Origin of the sequence: Paraburkholderia sp. (assembly GCF_034668105.1) — a bacterium.
GTDB lineage: Bacteria > Pseudomonadota > Gammaproteobacteria > Burkholderiales > Burkholderiaceae > Paraburkholderia.
This window is the reverse complement of record NZ_JAXDPY010000002.1, coordinates 1-17547: the sequence shown is the minus strand read 5'-3', so window position 1 is coordinate 17547 and position 17547 is coordinate 1. Positions and strand designations below refer to the sequence as shown.

General features: G+C 62.7%; 16 protein-coding genes, 1 tRNA gene and 2 pseudogenes. 10 read left to right on the top strand and 9 right to left on the bottom strand.

Annotated features, from left to right (window positions below; genetic code table 11):
• Window positions 1-607 precede the first annotated feature (607 nt).
• Complete coding sequence (locus QOC89_RS00140) at window positions 608-742, top strand: hypothetical protein (RefSeq protein ID WP_323043160.1); 135 nt, start codon at window positions 608-610, stop codon at window positions 740-742.
• Window positions 743-785: 43 nt separating this feature from the next.
• Here QOC89_RS00140 and QOC89_RS00135 read toward each other — a convergent pair whose 3' ends face one another.
• From QOC89_RS00135 to QOC89_RS00125, 3 genes are all read right to left on the bottom strand, one after another.
• A complete protein-coding gene (locus QOC89_RS00135) occupies window positions 786-1112 on the bottom strand; it encodes a hypothetical protein (RefSeq protein ID WP_323043159.1) in 327 nt (108 codons plus the stop codon).
• Between the two features lie 127 nt (window positions 1113-1239).
• Window positions 1240-1965, bottom strand: a complete 726-nt coding sequence (locus QOC89_RS00130; RefSeq protein WP_323043158.1) for a peptidoglycan DD-metalloendopeptidase family protein — start codon at window positions 1963-1965, stop codon at window positions 1240-1242.
• Window positions 1966-2165: 200 nt separating this feature from the next.
• Window positions 2166-3077 (bottom strand): aldose epimerase, encoded by a 912-nt coding sequence (locus tag QOC89_RS00125; RefSeq protein ID WP_323043157.1) that lies wholly within the window; start codon window positions 3075-3077, stop codon window positions 2166-2168.
• A 228-nt stretch (window positions 3078-3305) separates the two neighbouring features.
• Between QOC89_RS00125 and QOC89_RS00120 the strand changes: the two genes are divergently transcribed.
• From QOC89_RS00120 to QOC89_RS00110, 3 genes are all read left to right on the top strand, one after another.
• On the top strand, window positions 3306-3458 hold the full coding sequence (locus tag QOC89_RS00120) for a hypothetical protein (RefSeq protein WP_323043156.1): 153 nt from the start codon (window positions 3306-3308) through the stop codon (window positions 3456-3458).
• 300 nt (window positions 3459-3758) lie between these two features.
• Window positions 3759-4589 (top strand): undecaprenyl-diphosphate phosphatase, encoded by an 831-nt coding sequence (locus tag QOC89_RS00115; RefSeq protein ID WP_323043155.1) that lies wholly within the window; start codon window positions 3759-3761, stop codon window positions 4587-4589.
• Window positions 4590-4901: 312 nt separating this feature from the next.
• Window positions 4902-4975, top strand: a tRNA-Arg gene (locus QOC89_RS00110).
• Window positions 4976-5081: 106 nt separating this feature from the next.
• On the opposite strand, the gene QOC89_RS00105 is transcribed toward QOC89_RS00110, so the two are convergent.
• The gene (locus QOC89_RS00105) at window positions 5082-5465 is read right to left on the bottom strand and encodes a DUF427 domain-containing protein (RefSeq protein WP_323043154.1); all 384 of its coding nucleotides are present in this window, start codon (window positions 5463-5465) and stop codon (window positions 5082-5084) included.
• Window positions 5466-5735: 270 nt separating this feature from the next.
• Window positions 5736-6102 (bottom strand): annotated as a pseudogene (locus QOC89_RS00100) (alkaline phosphatase family protein); the annotation flags it as partial.
• A 109-nt stretch (window positions 6103-6211) separates the two neighbouring features.
• Between QOC89_RS00100 and QOC89_RS00095 the strand changes: the two are divergent.
• A pseudogene (locus tag QOC89_RS00095) lies at window positions 6212-6505 on the top strand (cytochrome-c peroxidase); the annotation flags it as partial.
• Here the strand turns inward: QOC89_RS00095 and QOC89_RS00090 are convergent.
• Entirely contained in the window at window positions 6499-6738 is a 240-nt protein-coding gene (locus tag QOC89_RS00090) for a hypothetical protein (RefSeq protein ID WP_323043153.1), read from the bottom strand. The pseudogene QOC89_RS00095 and the gene QOC89_RS00090 sit on opposite strands and share 7 nt — an antisense overlap.
• A gap of 293 nt (window positions 6739-7031) precedes the next feature.
• Here QOC89_RS00090 and QOC89_RS00085 point away from each other — a divergent pair, with 293 nt between their 5' ends.
• Together QOC89_RS00085 and QOC89_RS00080 are read left to right on the top strand one after the other, a co-directional pair.
• On the top strand, window positions 7032-7421 hold the full coding sequence (locus tag QOC89_RS00085; protein WP_323043152.1) for an RT0821/Lpp0805 family surface protein: 390 nt from the start codon (window positions 7032-7034) through the stop codon (window positions 7419-7421).
• Between the two features lie 82 nt (window positions 7422-7503).
• Window positions 7504-7953: an NUDIX hydrolase gene (locus QOC89_RS00080; RefSeq protein ID WP_323043151.1), complete on the top strand. Its 450-nt coding sequence runs from the start codon at window positions 7504-7506 to the stop codon at window positions 7951-7953.
• A gap of 76 nt (window positions 7954-8029) precedes the next feature.
• On the opposite strand, the gene QOC89_RS00075 is transcribed toward QOC89_RS00080, so the two are convergent.
• Both QOC89_RS00075 and QOC89_RS00070 read right to left on the bottom strand, forming a co-directional pair.
• Window positions 8030-9028, bottom strand: coding sequence for a transporter substrate-binding domain-containing protein (locus tag QOC89_RS00075; RefSeq protein WP_416340313.1), 999 nt, complete (start codon window positions 9026-9028; stop codon window positions 8030-8032).
• A gap of 148 nt (window positions 9029-9176) precedes the next feature.
• Window positions 9177-10886, bottom strand: a complete 1710-nt coding sequence (locus tag QOC89_RS00070; protein ID WP_323043150.1) for a glutamine--tRNA ligase/YqeY domain fusion protein — start codon at window positions 10884-10886, stop codon at window positions 9177-9179.
• Between the two features lie 519 nt (window positions 10887-11405).
• Between QOC89_RS00070 and ggt the strand changes: the two genes are divergently transcribed.
• Both ggt and QOC89_RS00060 read left to right on the top strand, forming a co-directional pair.
• Window positions 11406-13160 carry a gamma-glutamyltransferase gene (gene ggt / locus QOC89_RS00065; RefSeq protein WP_323043149.1) on the top strand — a complete coding sequence of 585 codons (1755 nt, stop codon included), beginning with the start codon at window positions 11406-11408 and terminating at the stop codon, window positions 13158-13160.
• 186 nt (window positions 13161-13346) lie between these two features.
• Window positions 13347-13907, top strand: a complete 561-nt coding sequence (locus tag QOC89_RS00060) for an RBBP9/YdeN family alpha/beta hydrolase (RefSeq protein WP_323043148.1) — start codon at window positions 13347-13349, stop codon at window positions 13905-13907.
• A 13-nt stretch (window positions 13908-13920) separates the two neighbouring features.
• Here the strand turns inward: QOC89_RS00060 and QOC89_RS00055 are convergent, their stop codons facing one another.
• Entirely contained in the window at window positions 13921-15141 is a 1221-nt protein-coding gene (locus tag QOC89_RS00055) for a CaiB/BaiF CoA-transferase family protein (RefSeq protein ID WP_323043147.1), read from the bottom strand.
• Window positions 15142-15450: 309 nt separating this feature from the next.
• On the opposite strand from QOC89_RS00055, the gene alaS reads away from it, so the two are divergent.
• A partial coding sequence (gene alaS, locus QOC89_RS00050; RefSeq protein WP_323043146.1) for an alanine--tRNA ligase occupies window positions 15451-17547 on the top strand: 2097 nt, incomplete at its 3' end.

Sequence of the window (17547 nt, the reverse complement as noted above, 5' to 3'; positions counted from 1 at the left end):
TCTGATTGTTGAATTCCTTAATAACGGCCGATTTAAGACTTCAAGATTGGTCGGTTGATTTGAAGATTTTTAATCTATCCGCCGTTTGCGAATTTTGTTGTGAGGAAATGCGCCTGCTTATTCGCGTGGTTCAAATTCGCTAATACATCGGTATGGTGCGTTGGCGCACTAAAGGTTCGCAATGCATAAAGCGTCTGAATCATACTGGGCGCGGCTAGCGGAAATCGGCCAGGACGCTTTCGTCAGATTTTTTCTGTCGCGCATAGGCAGATGCTTGATTTTAAAGGTCTTGGGGGCGAAGCGCGACGTTCTGATTTGCCGATTTTATGGCGTTTCATGTGGCGCTAACAAAGGTATTTATTCGCGTATTTCCGACATTCTTCATTCACTTAATGCGGACTCCGTACGCCGTGTCACATTGCACGCGCAATTAATAGATTGCGCTTGTAAATGGGGGTTGTTAGATTTCGTTCTGGCGCATGGTGAACCGGTCCTTTGCCGATATGCGCCGAACCCCCGTTAGCCCGGCCTCGTGCCGGGCTTTTTTTCGTCCCGGTCATTGCTGATTCATTCCACGGTCACTGCGGATTCACACGTGGCGCGGATTATGGAAAGTTACCTTTTCTTTCCACCGCTCATGACCTGGTTGATCATTTTCCTCGGCCTCTGGCCGATCGCGCTTCGAGTGCTGTTCGCCTTCGCCGCGCGCATCGATCCGCGCTCCGGACGCTGGCGGCGCTAGCGGGACCGCGCCCGGCTTTGCTTTGTCGCGGCTGCTGTTGCCTTCACTGCTTGCAGCGAACCACCATCGACCGGTTCTTGACGTTCGCACCGAAGATTCCGCCGACCGAGCCGCCCGAGGTGGCGCCGTTGTCCACGTCCTTCGAAACGACGTCGTAGCCGTAGTTGCCGCAGACCTGACCCGCTTGCTTGTAGCACTCGGCCCAACTGGAGCTCGCATCGCTGCCGCTGCAATTGATTGCAAAGCCGGTATCGCCGCTCGGCAGGTAGGTCATGGTCGTGGTGCTGGAACAGCCGCCGAGGCTGCCGAGCGTCAGTAGGCCGAGGCCGATCGCCGTGGCCGTTGCCACGGACGCAAATACGCTCTTCATTGCAGATTCCTTACAGAAAACGGGGGAAGACGTGGCACCCGGCCACGTCATGCATAGGATTGAGCGTTTTATAGCATGCGCGGTTCCCTCGACTGCGGTTGCGGGGCGCGTGCCTGACGCTGGACGGCTAGCGCGGCGGGAGTGCCCGCGCGGGGTCGATCGAGCGGCCTTGATAGCGCAGTTCGAAGTGCAGCATCACACGATCGGTGTCGGTGTCGCCCATTTCGGCGATCTTCTCGCCGCGCGTGACCGATTGACCTTCCTTCACCAGCAACACGCGGTTATGCGCGTAGGCCGTCAGGTACTCGGCGTTGTGCTTGATGATCAGCAGGTTGCCGTACCCGCGCAAGCCGTTGCCCGCGTACACCACCGTGCCGGGCGCCGCGGCCATCACCGGCGTGCCCGCCGCCGCCGAAATATCGATGCCCTTCGAGTTGCCGCCGTCGAAGCGCCGGATCACCGTGCCGTCCGCCGGCCAGATCAGGGAGATCGTCGAAGCCGGCGCGGGCGCCGGCGCCGTGTCGCTCGGAGCCGGGCGTGGCGCAGCCGACGCGCTCGCGCTGCCCGCACCGCTGCTGCGGATTGCGCCGCCCGAGGCGCCCCCTGCAGCGCCACCAGCTGGCGGCGCGACGCGCAACACTTGCCCGACCTCGATGCTGTCCGGGTTGGTGAGATTGTTCCAGCGCACGATGCTTTGCACCGATTGCCGGTTGCTGCGCGCGATCTTCGACAGCGTATCGCCCCGTTCGACGCGGTAAAAGCCTGGCCCCACCGGAGCGGACCCGCAGGCGGCGAGCACCGCCAGCAACGACGCGCAGGCGAGCCGTTTCATCATTCTTCTTCTGGTAAGCATTGGACCTCGCAAAGCGCTGCCGCGCGCCGATCCCGATCACGTGGCAGGTAGATGCAAAGCGTCCGATTCTAACGGTTTTGCGCTGCAGCATCCGAAAAACGGGCGAGGAGGAGGGCGCGCGCAGCAGAAACGCGGCAATCAGCCACGAGGCGCCGCGCAATCCACACGTTGCGATGCGCGGCAATCCCGCCATGACCTTGCTATGCGCGCAGCTTGCTGACGCTGATGCGCAGGGCGGCCGTCTCGGTTTGCCCCGGTTCGAGCCAGCGCAATCCCATGCCGTTGTGGATCGCGTCCGGCAGACCCAGCCAGGGCTCGACGCAGTAGAAGTCCGAGCCGGCGGCTTCGGTCCATGTCGTGACCGCGTACCACGGCAACGAGTCCGGCCGTTGCAGGTCGATCGTGATGAGCCGGTTCAGGCCTGGGGCGCTGAGACGCACGGGTTGGTCCGGCGCACCCACGAGGCAATGGAAGCAGTCTTGAATACGCGTCTCGTCGAGCGTGTAGCGCGACGCGCCCGGCCCGGCCGCGCTGATCGAGCCGTCGGCCTGCTGATAGCGGCGTTCGCTGCGCGGCAGGTCCAGCGACGTTTCGGCGCGCTGCGTATGCGGCAGCGTGAAATAGAAGTGATGACCCGCGTAGTACGGCAGCCGCGTGTTGCCGGTGTTGGCGGTGCTCAGCGTGACTTCCAGCGTATGGGAATCGATGAGTTGGTAGGCCGCTTCGAAACGGAAGCCGAACGGATAGCCGCCGCGTGTCGCGTCGCTGTCGGTGAGGGTCATGCGCAGACCGGCGCCGTGCACATCGGCGTGGGCCTCGAAGGGCAGGTCGCGTGCAAAACCGTGCATCGGCAATTCGCGCACGGTGCCTTGTGCATCACGCCAGTAGCCAATTTTGCCGTCGACACGATGCCGGCCGAGAAACGGAAACAGCAGCGGGTTGCCGCCGCGGATCCTGGCGGGCTGGCTCCAGTCGGCGTTCTCGGGCCAGTGAATCACCTCTTCGCCGTCGATGATCCACGACAGAAGGCGGCCACCGGCTTGCGGCGAGAAGCGGAGCACGGAGGCGTCCTGGGCAATCTCGAGAATGTCCTGTTGCGGGGAGAGGGGCATGGTCGATGGGCTTGGTTGATAAAGGTTGAATGCGGTTTGTGTGCGGCTCGGATGTGAGCTCCATGAGGTGCTACCAGCGAGCTACAGCTGGGTTGAGCGTGGTTCGAACGCGGCTTGAATCCGGTGGAATGCAATCGCGAGCAGACGCGCAAGACAACGATTTTGCGCTGCTTTGCGCTACGGGGAAACCCTTCTCGGGAAATTGCGGGTGTCCGGGAAGCACTAACCTTGTCGATAATCCACTCACTGCCCGGTGGTTCCGACTATCGGGCGAGACCGGCTCAGGAGGGCGTTATGGATCTCGCAATGGCAATGGGTGTGGCGCTGTTCGGCATGTTCGCAGTCAGCACCGTCTACTTTTTCTACAAGCTCGAGCGCTGATTCAACCGTCTGCCCAGTTAACTGCGAGGCGCCTGAGTGCGCCTCTGACAAAGATACCGCGCGGCAAGCGCACCATCATTCCTTCATGATCGCAGGGCGGCCTTCTAAAGCGCCCGATTTCTTTTCCGCGGCGTAACAACGGTTTCCAGTTGTGACGCGGCGCATCAATATTTCCCCGAATGCGGTTCAAACGCTTGGCGCTGACTTTGCGGCCAGGCATAATCGGTGCGCTTTTGCCGCGCCATGCATTTCCTTTTGCGGCGCGCTGTTCCCCGACATTTTCCTTACAAGGACCGCCGCGTGAACCTGTCGTTTCTGATTTTCCTGAGCGTGCTGCAAGGCGTCACCGAACTGTTCCCGGTGAGCAGCCTCGGCCATACGCTGCTCGTGCCCGCATTGTTCGGTATGCATATCGACAAGCACGCGCCGCAGCTGCTGCCCTTCCTCGTCGCGTTGCACCTCGGTACGGCATTCGCGCTGCTGTGGTACTTCCGCAAACGCTGGTGCGAACTGGTGCGCGGCTTCTTCGCGTCATTCGGCGGCCGTCGCAACGATGACGCCCACATGATGTGGGCGCTCATCATCGGTACGATTCCGGCGGGCCTCGTCGGGCTGATCCTCGAGAAGCGCCTCGAGCGGCTCTTTCACGATTTGCGCATCGTCGCCATCGCGCTGATCGTCAACGGTGTGTTGCTGTGGTTCGGCGATCGTCTGCAACGTTCGCGCGCGCATCGGGCGCCGGAAAAGCTGACTTTCGGCCAGGCGTTTTTTGTCGGTCTTGCGCAAATCGGCGCATTGATTCCGGGCTTCTCGCGCAGCGGTCTGACAATGATCGCCGGCAACGCGGCTGGCCTGACGACCGAGAAGGCCGCCGAGTTCTCGTTCCTGCTGGGCACGCCGATCATCCTCGCGGCCGGCGTGCTCGAATTGCCGAAATTGTTCCATGCGCCGGGCCAACTCGCCGATGCCTTGCTCGGCGGCGTGCTGACCGCCATCGCCGCGTATCTGAGCGTGCGTTTTCTGATGCGTTATTTCGAAGGCCGCGGACGTCTGGCTTCGTTCGGCGTGTACTGCGTGATTGCGGGGATCGTGTTCCTCGGCTGGTTCATGCTGCATCCGCAGCCGGTCTGATTGCGTTCGGTCTGCCCGCTGCCGCGCGGCTGATGCCGGCGCGCGACTGGCGGGCGAGAGGCGATCGGTTATAATCCGGGCCCGGCCCAACCTGCCGGGCCCGTTTTTGTTTTGTAGCAGGCTTGGGTAGCTGCCGGTCAGCGGTGCGCTGCGGCGGATCGGATTTCCAAGCCACGGCTCGGTCAGTTAGAATTTCGGTATCCCACGAACCCTGTGGCAGTGATAGTGCACAGGTTCCAATGCCCTGTACGGGTTCTCATTGCGGGCGATGCATATGTACACGGTCGTCGTGCTGCATCGCCTCACGTCAATACGGCAGTAGCTCAGCTGGATAGAGCATCGGCCTTCTAAGCCGAGGGTGGGGGGTTCGAGTCCCTCCTGCCGTACTTCAAATGTCTGGCGCCGCGCATCGAAGCCTCACCGCTTTGATGCGCGTTTTGTCGTGAGCTTCGCCGTGCGTCTTGCTGCACGCGTTGCCGCGCGTTCCGCCGCTTACCCTGCCGGCTGCACGTCGATTGAATCGACCCGGTCCGGATAGAACGCCAGATGCTGAGCGATCTCTTTCACAGCCGCGTAGGGCGATTCGTAGGTCCACACCGCATTCACAGTCCGCTCGCCGCCAAGCGGAATGCTGTAATACGCGCAGTCGCCCTTGTACGGGCAATAGGTCGTGTGATCGGTGCGTTCCAGCAGCGTCATCTCGACGTCGTTGCGCGGAATGTAGTACACGGCCGGATACGACGCCTCGCGCAGCACCAGCGCCTTGCGGGTATCCGCGATCACGCGGCCGGCCACCGTCACCACCACGTGGGATGTGTCCGGCTCGACCGTGATCGGATGATCGGGACCGGGGACCTTGATGGTTTTTTCAGTCATGCTGTCGAACTCCTGGATGAGTGGGCGAGCCTGCAACACGTCGCGCAGGGATTGATCGCACCCTGCGTCGAAGCATACGCCGGTCATGAGAACGCGTCGTGTCGCCGTACGGGTCTCGACGAAAACCGAAAAGGGCAGCCGAAGCTGCCCTGTCAATGTCCCAGCCTCAGGCGGGCTGCTACCCGACGTGCTCCGTCCGCGAATTGGGGACGACCTCGCGCCGGCCGCTGACGGACCGGCTCGGGTTGTTGTGCGCCGATCGTCGGTGATTTAGTGCTTGATGTTCAACGCCGCCGTCAGATCGCCCATCGGCTTGCTGCCGTTGCTGACCAACGCCGCATCACGCGCGGCGATACCCGGCAATGTTGGCAGCGAGAAGCGGTACGTGATGAAACGCAGGATCGACGTGGTGTCGTACTGCGTGTGATCGACGAACCCCTTCTTCGCGTACGGCGAGACGATCAGCGCCGGGATGCGCGTGCCCGGACCCCAACGGTCCGCCTTCGGCGGCGCCACGTGATCCCAGAAGCCGCCGTTTTTGTCGTATGTCACGACCACCAGCATGGTGTTCCACTGCTGGCTTTTTTTGCAGATGCGAGATCACGTCGGCAATGTGCTGGTCGCCCGAGGCGACGTCGAGCAAATGCCGTTCGAAATGGGCAGCACACCGGCAAAGGTCACGGCCGCGGTGAAGGCGGCGCCGTGTGCCGAAGCTTTCCGCGTGGCATTCGGCGAGCATATTTTCGATAGCGATCGGCGTGCCGCGCAACCGCGCGCTGCGGGTGAATCGCGATCCACAAATCTACGACCTCGGAGCCTGCGGGCCGGAGCGTACCGATCCGAAGGCGCGCGACGAATATTGCGGCATCTTCCGCACGCCGACGCTGCGCAACGTCGCGTTGAAGAAGCGTTTCTTCCACAACGGCATCTATGATTAGCTGGATCAGGTGGTGCGCTTTTATGCGCAACGCGACACGAATCCGGAAAAGTTCTATCCGGTCTCGGTGAAGCGGCCCGTGCCGTGGCGGGTTGATCAGCTGCGCACGCCGGCAAGAATGTAATAGCAGCCGGCTAGCAGCAATGCGAACGACATCAGGAGGCACGCAACGCCGACGCGTGTCAGCAGATTCGGCCAGCGTGCGCGTGGGAGGGTGTCCATTGGCACGATGCGCCGCGCAAGGCCGGGATCGCGGCCGATGGCAAACGGCACCAGCGCGACGCAAAAGAGCGCGAGCGCCACGGCGAAGCTTTCTAGCGCAAATGAGATGTCCATGGACGACGTTGGAAGCCTGTAAGCGCCGCAGCGCAACAGGACCTATCTTAAGAAGACGTTTCATAACAAGATATGAGACGCGTCCTAAAACTCTGCGCAGCTTCGTGGGCGTCGGGTTCGTTGCGGCCAGCTGGCAGCGGGTGGCTGCAGACTGCGGCGACGCTGCGAGGCGCCTGCGAGACACATCCATGCGGTCGCTCTCGAGGGCGACATGCTATGCTTTTGGGGTCCAGATCACGAGTTGCCGCAAGCGCGCTCGAGACCGCCGAACTACTCTTCGAGGAGAACCCTTCATGTCGACGCGAACCCGTGCCCTGTTTCATCTAGCCGTTGGTGGCCTGCTGCTTGGCGGCGCGCTTGGCGCACAAGCGGCCAACCTCGGTTTTCTGAACGACACGCCGATCAGCTACATGAAGCAACGCGACATCGATTCGGTCAAGAAAGCCGTCTTCGCCGCGCTGAATGACAAACAGGACGGCGAAAGCGTCAACTGGGTCAACGAAGGCACCGGCAACAGCGTCAAGATCGACGCGACGATCACCATCACCAGCACCGCGAAGGACGGCGAGCGCACCTGCCGCGACCTCGGTGTTGTCCTTAATGCGAAAGGGCAGTCGATGAACCTGCGCCCGCAGTTCTGCAAAGACGGCAGCGGTAACTGGCAATTGCAGAAAAAGCACTGAGCGTGCGGGCCGGTATGACAACGGGCGCCGGCTTGCCGGCGGCGCAGCATGAAGCCTTGCGTCTTTGCGGCGTGTGGCGGCGATGAACGGGCGGGTCGTTTCGTGCGGCATCGTACTGCTCGACCCGGACGGCCGGGTGCTGCTCGCGCATGCTACCGAGACGTCCCACTGGGACGTTCCGAAAGGGCACGGCGAAGAGGGTGAGGCGCCGCACGTCACTGCGCTGCGCGAGATGGTCGAGGAGACCGGTATCGCGATCGAGGCGGGGCGTCTGAAGGATCTCGGGCTGTTCGTCTATCGGCGCGACAAGGATCTGCATCTGTTCGCGGCGCGCGCCACGGCCGACGAACTCGATTTGAGTTCGTGCACGTGCACGTCGCTGTTTCCGCGCCGCTCTGACGGCACGCTGATTCCCGAGATGGACGCCTATCGCTGGACCGCGCCGGACGAAGTCGAACGGTACGCGAGCCGCAGTCTCACACGGCTTTTTCAGACCACGCTTTCGCTTGTGGAATTGCATCGAACGCTGTAGCGGCAGGGTTGGCGTTTGGGGTGTGGGCGGCAACCGCAACCGCAACCTCCCACATCCGCGTGGCCTGCTTACGCGCTCAGTCGAGCGCGCGATCGTTCGGATGCGCGAACAGCGTACGGTTTTGCTCCGAGAGCGGAAAATTCAGATTGATGCCGTGCGGCGGGATCGGCTGAGTGAACCACTGCTGATAGAGACGCTCCGCGTCACCGGAAGTCTGGCCGCGCGCGATCACGCTATTCACGAGCGTGCGGAACGGCTCGTCGCCCTTGCGGAACATGCAGGCGTAGACCTCATAGCCAAGCGGCGTACCGGTCACCACGAAGTCTTCGGGACGCGGGTCGGTCGATTTGAAACCGTACACGATAGGCTCGTCCATCACGAAGGCCACCGCGCGATCGTCCTTGAGCGCGCTGAATGCGTCGGCATGATCGCGCACGCTCGTGATGCGCATGTTCAGGTGTTTCTCGGTGTTCAGGCGGCGCAGCAGGCGCTCGTCGGAGGTGCCCGCGGTGGTCACGACCGCCTTGCCGGCCAGGTCCGGAAAATCCGTGATACCGCTGCTCTTGCGCGCGATCATGCGCACCGCGTACTGGAAGAAACTGCTCGAGAAGGCGGCCACGTTTTCGCGTTCCACCGTGTGCGTGGTCGAGCCGCATTCCAGATCGATCTGGTTGTTCAGCAACATCGGCGTACGGTTCGACGAGGTCACGGTAATTTCGCGCACCTTCAGTTGCGGGAGACCGAGCGTTTTCTTGATTTCGTCGACGATCTGCAGCGCGATGGTCTGCGAGTAGCCCACCGTGCCCGTGCCGTCGAAGTACGAAAACGGAATCGACGCTTCACGCACGCCGAGCACCACCGCGCCTTCGTCGTGGATTTTCTTCAACGTGCCGGTGAGCTCATCCGCGTGAGCGGAACAGGCAAGCGACGCCGCGCCGAACGCGACCAGCATCGCGAGCGCGCAACGCATGTTTCGTGCGGCGCGCATCGTGCGCCCGGCAGGCGCCGTACGCGCGTGACGCACGCTCCGTGCTGTACCCCATGCACTCGCCCCGCGGCGGGTTGCAACTTTCATCAGGCCTCCCGGACTGGCGCGGGCACGCATGCCGCGCTGTCACTGTCGATGGAACATGATGCAACAAAACGGCGTGCATCCCGCTCACGAAATGCACGCCGTATTCAGCTTCAACTTCAGATGCGCTTCGCGCTGTCACCGCTTCGGCTTACGCCGGCTTACCCCAACTGTCGCGCAAGCTGACGATGCGATTGAATACGGGCTTACCCGGTTTCGAATCGACACGGTCGGCGACAAAATAGCCATGGCGCTCGAACTGAAAGCGCTGTTCCGGCAGCGCGTGGCGCGCGCCCGGTTCCAGGTAGGCGTTGACCACCCGCTTTGAATCCGGATTCAGCGCTTCGAGGAAGTCGCGGCCACCGGCGTCCGGTTGCGGTTCCTTGAACAGACGGTCGTAGATGCGCACTTCGGCCGGGCACGCGCCTGCCGCGCTGACCCAGTGAATGTTGCCTTTGACCTTATAGGTGTTCGCGCCTTCAGTGCCCGATTTGCTGTCCGGGAAGTAATTGCAATGCACTGCGACGATATTGCCGTTCTCGTCCTTGTCCGCGCCGGTGCACTCGATCACATAGCCATAGCGCAGGCGCACCTTGTTGCCCGGGAACAGGCGGAAATAGCCCTTCGGCGGCGTTTCGTTGTAGTCGTCGCGTTCGATCCACAGCTCGCGCGAAATGGGGAACTCGCGCACACCCATTTCCGGATGATGCGGGTGGACCGGCGCATTGCACGGCTCCGTCACGCCTTCGGGGAAGTTGTCGATGATCAGCTTGACGGGATCGAGCACGGCTGCGGTACGCGGCGCCTTCTCGTCCAGATCGTCGCGCAGCGCGCCTTCGAACACGCTCATGTCGATCCACGAATCGACCTTGGTGACGCCAATGCGCTCGCAGAACAACTGGATCGCTTCAGGCGTGAAGCCGCGGCGGCGCACCCCGACGATAGTCGGCATACGCGGATCGTCCCAGCCCTCGACATGGCCTTCGTTCACCAGTTGCAGCAGCTTGCGCTTGCTGGTGATCGCATAGGTCAGGTTCAGACGCGAAAACTCGATTTGCTGCGGCAGCGGGCGCGTGAAAATGCCGGCTTCGGCCAGCTCATTCAGAATCCAGTCGTACAGCGGACGGTGATCTTCGAACTCGAGCGTGCACAGCGAATGCGTGATGTTTTCCAACGCGTCCGAGATGCAGTGCGTGTAGTCGTACATCGGGTACACGCACCATGTGTCGCCAGTGCGGTAGTGATGCGCAAAGCGGATCCGGTAGATCACCGGGTCGCGCATGTTGAAGTTCGGCGACGCCATGTCGATCTTCGCGCGCAGCACGTGTTCGCCTTCCTTGAACTCGCCGGCTTTCATGCGGCGGAACAGGTCGAGGTTTTCCTGCACCGAACGATCGCGGAAGCGCGACGGTGTGCCGACTTCTGAAGCCGAGCCGCGGTTCGCACGCATTTCTTCGGCCGACTGGCTGTCAACATATGCCTTGCCGCGTTCGATCAGCAGTTCCGCGAACTCGTACAGCTTGTCGTAGTAGTCGCTTGCAAAGTAGAGCTGTTCCTTGCCGTCTTTTTCCCATTCGAAGCCGAGCCAGCGCACGGAGTCGATGATCGAGTCGACGTACTCGACGCTTTCCTTTTCCGGATTCGTATCGTCGAAGCGCAGATGGCACACGCCGCCGTAGCTGCGCGCCACGCCGAAGTTCAGGCAGATGCTCTTGGCGTGCCCGATGTGCAGGTAGCCGTTCGGCTCAGGCGGAAAGCGCGTTTCGACGCGCTTGCCCCACTTGCCGGTGCGGTTGTCGTCGTCAATGATGTTGCGGATGAAATTGGATGCCGCTGGCGCGTCGTTGCGTTCGGTATTCATGCGAGAAGGTGAAAGTCTGTCGGGGACGCGCAATGCGCCCACTTATCCGACAATTCTACCTGACAGGTTCGCTCGCGGCAGGTGAGTGCGGCGCGCAGCCAACGTTTGAGCGGTTTTGCGCGCTTTCCGGGGACGGGTGGAATCCTGCAAGCTGCATTTAAGGTGCTGTAACAGGAGGTAAAACGTTTTGTTGGCGGGTGCGCCCGCGACTTAGGATGCGAGCGGCGACGCTCCGCCCGCCGTGCGGCGATGCGAGCGGCGCATGCTTCCCGCCGTGTACGGCCGGCGTGTTCGCTCATTGATTTTTTCCCGGCGCCACTGTGCGCCCGCCGCGCAAGCCGGGCAGCCACGCTGCCTGCTCGCGCGCCCGGTTCAAGCCGTTTCGGCTTGCGCTGCCTGCATCTTGTGGCGCAAGTCGCAGGCAAGCCGCCTGCGCAGGCCGCCTCACCCATTGGGCCAAGTTGCACGGACGCTTTCCGTTCATGCAACATGGCGCCCTCAGTTCCCGGAGTTTCTCGGATGTCCGTCCCGACTCATGACGCGCCTCGCGCGCCTTTCGCTTCTTTGTCTTTCGCCCGTATCGTGACGGTTGCGGCCGTGTTCGCCGCATTCGCCGGCAGTTTCGTCGCGCCGGCTCCCGCGCTGGCGAAAACGCCGCCGCCCAAGGCTGTGCTGGACGCGTCGGCCGTGGCCGTGCCGGATCGCTACAGCGCCGACACCGCGCAGCAGATCTTTGCAGCGGGCGGCAACGCGGTGGACGCCGCGGTGGCGATCGCCTTCACGCTGGCCGTGACCAGTCCGGACGCGGGGAACCTCGGCGGCGGCGGCTTCATGACGGTGTTCATGGACGGCAAGCCGTACTTTCTCGATTACCGCGAGCGCGCGCCGCAGCAGGCGACCCGCGACATGTACCTCGACGATAAAGGCAGCCTGATAGCGGGCATGAGCCTCGTCGGCCATCGCGCGGTGGCGGTGCCGGGCACCGTCGAGGGCATGTGGGAAGCGCAGCAGCGCTTCGGCAAGCTGAAGTGGAAGCAGGTGCTGGCGCCGGCGATCCGTTACGCCACCGACGGTTTCCAGGTCGAGCCATGGTTGCAGCAGCGCCACGACGAGGCGGCGAAGAATTTCGCCGGCAAGACCAACTTCGACGCCTACTTCTCGAATCTGAAAGCGGGCGTGATGTACCGTCAGCCGGAACTCGCGCAAACCCTTTCGCGCATTGCCGGCGACGGCGGCCGCGAGTTCTACGAAGGCCAAACCGCCGACCTCATCGCCCAGCAGATGTACGGCCATGGGCTGATCACGAAGCAGGACCTGATTCAATACAAAGCCGTCTGGCGTCAGCCGCTCACCGCCGACTGGAATGGCTACAAGATCGTGACTGCGCCGCCGCCGAGCTCGGGTGGTGTCGGGCTGATCCAGATGCTGAAGATGAAAGCCGATCTGAAGCAGGCGTTCGACGGCCTCGAACTGAACTCCGCGCCCTATATCCATCTGATCGCGCAGATCGAAGACCGCGTGTTCGCCGATCGCCAGCAATACCTCGGCGATCCCGATTCGTACAAGGTGCCGGTCGACAAACTGACCGACGACGCATACCTCGCCCAGCGCGCCGACGAAGTGAAGCCCGACGAGGTGCCGGGCGCCACGCCCGTCAAAGGCGGTCTTGGCGACGTGCAGCCGGAAAAAGCGCAAACCACGCATTTTTCGGTGGTCGACAAGTGGGGCAATGCGGTGTCGAATACCTACACGCTGAACGGGTCGTTCGGTTCTGGCGTGGTGGTGGATGGCGCGGGCTTCGTGCTCAACGATGCGATGGACGACTTCGTGACCAAGCCCGGTGCCGCCGGCGCGCAGGGCGCCACGCCTGACGACCTGAACACGGTGGCGCCAGGACGCCGGCCGCTTTCGTCGATGACGCCGACCATCCTGTTGAAAGACAACAAGGTATCGCTCGTGATCGGCACGCCTGGCGGCTCGCGAATCTTGACGTCGATCTTCCAGGTGATGACCGATCTGAACGACTTCAATATGCCGCCTGCCGACGCGCTGGCCGCGATGCGGTTCCACCATCAATTGCTGCCGCCGAAGACCATTTATTTTGAGCCGTATCATCCGATTACGGGTGAGCTGGCAGATCAGTTGAAAGCCAAGGGCTACACGCTGGAAGGGCAGTCGTTCAACGGCGACGTGCAGATGATTCGCGTCGACGGTACGACGCCCCAGCCGGCGGCCGATCCGCGCGGCGTGGGTGTGGGGCGCGTGATGCATTGAAGGGTGGCTTCGGCCGGGCGAAGCAAGGCTTTGCAGAAGCGAACTGCGCAGACATACTGCAGGGCGCTTGAGATGCGCGCTTGAGATGCGCGCTTGAGATGCGCGCTTGAGATGCGCGCTTGAGAGCCGCATTTGAAAACGCACTCGCGAAGTGCACTTGAGAAACGAACCGCAACGGGGCGCGCGATGAGCGGACAAAAACCAAACGTACTGGTCCTGCCGGGCTATCAGAACTCCGGTGCGGGCCACTGGCAGACACGCTGGGAAGCGCTCGATCCTTCCTTCGTGCGCGTGCGGATGTCGGACTGGGACCATCCGTCGCGCGACGCGTGGTGCCGCACGCTCGACGCCGCAGTGGCCGCCGCCGACTCGCCAGTCGTGTTCGCCGCACACAGCCTCGGCTGCCTGACGGTCGTGTTCTGGGCAACCCGGTACGCCAGCGCCGCCCAGCTTGCGAAGGTGGCGGGCGCCTTGCTGGTGGCCGTGCCCGATCCATCAGGGCCGCGGTTTCCGCAAGACGCCAGCGGCTTCGCGCCTGTGCCACTCGTGCGCTTGCCGTTCGCGAGCATCGTCGTGGCGAGCAGCGACGATCCATACGGCGGCGTGCCGTTCTCGCAAATGTGCGCGAACGCATGGGGCAGCCGCTGGATCGATATCGGGCCGCGCGGCCATATCAACGCCGACAGCGGTCTCGGCGATTGGGACGAGGGGCGGCGCTGGCTGACCTCGCCAGGCGAGCGGCGCTGAGTCCCAGTCGGCCTCAAATCACCGACTGGTCCCGCAACGCCGCAATCCGCGCCTCGTCATAACCGAGCACGTCGCGCAAGATGCTCTCCGTGTGCTCGCCGAGCGTGGGCGGATGGGACAGCGCTTCGGGCGGCGTGCCGGTCATATTGATCGGATTGCGCACCAGTTTGACCGTGCCGCCCGACGGATGCGGTAGATCGACCTGCATGCCGCGCGCGAGCACCTGCTCGTTTTCAAATACTTCATCCAGATCGTTGATCGGCCCGCACGGCACGCCGGCCGCTTCCAGCGCGGCGATCCATTGCTGCTTGCCCTGCAGGCGCACCATGTCGGCGAGGATCGGGACGAGAATATCGCGATGGCGCACGCGAGCGGGGTTGGTTGCGAATCGCTCGTCGTTGGCCAATTCGGGGCAGCCGCCTGCCTCGACGAATTTGCGGAACTGCCCGTCGTTGCCGACCGCGACGATGATCCAGCCGTCGCTCGTCTGGAAGGTCTGGTAGGGCACGATATTCGGATGCGCATTGCCCCAGCGCACCGGCGGCTGGCCGCTTGCCAGGTAGTTCGAATTCATGTTGGCCAGCATGGCCACTTGCACGTCGAGCAGCGCCATGTCGATGTACTGGCCTTCGCCCGTACGGTCGCGGTGCGTAAGCGCGGTGAGCACGGCGATGGTCGAATACATGCCGGTCATCAGATCGGCAATCGCCACGCCCGCTTTCTGCGGGCCGCCGCCCGGCTGGCCGTCGCGCTCGCCGGTGATGCTCATGAAGCCGCCGATGCCTTGCACGATGAAATCGTAGCCAGCCCGCTGCGCATATGGCCCGGTTTGCCCGAAGCCGGTCACCGAGCAGTAGATCAGATCGGGCTTCACTTCTTTGAGCGACGCGTAATCGAGACCGTACTTGCGTAACTGCCCGACCTTGTAATTCTCCAGTACCACATCGCTTTGGGCGGCCAGTTCGCGGATGATCCGCTGGCCTTCGGGCGAAGCGATATCGACGGTGACCGAGCGCTTGTTGCGGTTCGCCGCGAGGTAGTAGGCGGCTTCACGCGTGTCGGCGCCTGCCGGTGTTTTCAGGTATGGCGGCCCCCAGTGGCGGGTGTCGTCGCCGACTTCGGGGCGTTCGATCTTGATGACGTCGGCGCCGAAATCGGCGAGTGTCTGCGCGCACCACGGGCCGGCGAGCACGCGTGTGAGATCCAGCACGCGGATATGACTGAGAGCGCCCATATTCTTCAATGTCTCCTCTGGTCCCATGCAAAATTTGTGTGAAACGGCGCGCATGGCGCCGCGGATGGGGGCAATCTTAAGCGATTCCCGCGCGCCGGCGCAGTCGGCCAAACGCTATAGGACATACGATGTCCGGTCCCGTGACACACACTACCCGGCCAAACCTGGCCGAATGGCCAACGGGACGGGCAGGCGCCGCGCTCGGGCGCCGATCCCGTATAATCAGTCGTTTAAGAAACAAACAGTTGGCGCATCCCATGATGCCGCCGGTAACAGCCAGGGAACTGGCAAACCCGTCCCCAGCACGCTATGAAAGCCGCCGAAATCCGCGAGAAATTCCTCAAGTTCTTCGAATCGAAGGGCCATACGATCGTTCGCTCGTCGAGCCTTGTGCCCGGCAACGACCCGACACTGCTCTTCACCAATTCGGGAATGGTGCAGTTCAAAGATGTGTTCCTCGGCGCGGAATCGCGCCCGTATTCGCGCGCCACGACCGCGCAGCGCAGCGTGCGCGCCGGCGGCAAGCATAACGATCTGGAAAACGTCGGCTATACCGCGCGTCACCACACGTTCTTCGAAATGCTGGGCAACTTCTCGTTCGGCGACTACTTCAAGCGCGACGCGATCCACTACGCGTGGGAGTTGCTGACGGGCGTGTACCAGTTGCCGAAAGACAAGCTGTGGGTCACCGTCTATCACGAAGACGACGAAGCACACGACATCTGGGCAAAAGAAGTGGGCGTGCCGGTCGAACGGATCATTCGCATCGGCGACAACAAGGGCGCGCGCTACGCGTCGGACAACTTCTGGCAGATGGCCGACGTCGGGCCGTGCGGCCCGTGCTCGGAAATCTTCTACGACCACGGCCCGGACGTGTGGGGCGGCCCCCCGGGCTCTCCTGAAGAAGACGGCGACCGCTACATCGAGATCTGGAATCTCGTGTTCATGCAGTTCAGCCGCGACGCCCAGGGCAACATGACGCCGCTGCCCAAGCAGTGCGTCGACACGGGCATGGGTCTGGAGCGGATCGCCGCGGTTCTGCAGCACGTGCACAGCAACTACGAGATCGACCTGTTCCAGGCGCTCATCAAGGCCGCGGGCCGCGAAACCGGCGTGACCGATCTGACCAACAACTCGCTGAAGGTGATCGCCGATCACATCCGCGCGTGCTCGTTCCTGATCGTCGACGGCGTGATTCCGGGCAACGAAGGCCGCGGCTACGTGCTGCGCCGGATCGTGCGCCGCGCGATCCGTCATGGCTACAAGCTGGGCAAGAAGGGTTCGTTCTTCCACCGCATGGTGCCGGACCTCGTCGCGCAAATGGGTGAGGCCTATCCGGAACTGAAGGACGCGGAACAACGCGTGACCGACGTGCTGCGTCAGGAAGAAGAGCGCTTCTTCGAGACCATCGAGCACGGCATGTCGATTCTGGAAAGCGCGCTGGCCGACCTGGAAGCAAAGGGTGGCAAGACGCTCGACGGCGAACTCGCATTCAAGCTGCACGACACCTACGGCTTCCCGCTCGATCTGACGGCAGACGTGTGCCGCGAGCGCGAAGTAACGGTCGACGAAGCGGCTTTCGACGAAGCAATGGCGCGTCAGCGCGACCAGGCGCGCGCGGCGGGCAAGTTCAAGATGGCGCAGGGTCTCGAATACTCGGGCGCGAAGACCACGTTCCACGGCTACGAAGAGATCGTCTTCGACGACGCGAAAGTGATCGCGCTGTACGTGGACGGTGCGTCGGTCAAGGAAGTGAGCAACGGCCAGCAGGCGGTCGTCGTGCTCGACCATACGCCGTTCTACGCGGAGTCGGGCGGCCAGGTCGGCGACCAGGGCGTGCTGGCGAACGCGAGCGTACGCTTCGCGGTAGTAGACACGTTGAAGGTACAAGCCGACGTGGTTGGCCATCACGGCACGCTGGAGCAGGGCACGTTGAAGGTCGGCGACGTCGTGAAGGCGGAGATCGACGCGGTGCGTCGTGCCCGCACCGAGCGCAACCACTCGGTCACCCACCTGATGCACAAGGCGCTGCGCGAAGTGCTCGGCTCGCACGTGCAGCAGAAGGGCTCGCTGGTCGATGCGGACAAGACCCGTTTCGACTTCGCGCACAACGCGCCAATGACCGACGAGCAGATCCGTCAGGTCGAAGCGATCGTCAATGCGGAAGTGCTGGCGAACGCGCCGGGCATCGTACGGGTGATGCCGTTCGACGAAGCGGTGAAGGGCGGCGCAATGGCGCTGTTCGGCGAAAAGTATGGCGACGAAGTACGCGTACTCGACCTCGGTTTCTCGCGCGAGTTGTGCGGCGGTACGCACGTGCATCGCACGGGCGACATCGGTCTCTTCAAGATCGTGATGGAAGGCGGCGTGGCTGCCGGTATCCGTCGCGTGGAAGCCATCACGGGC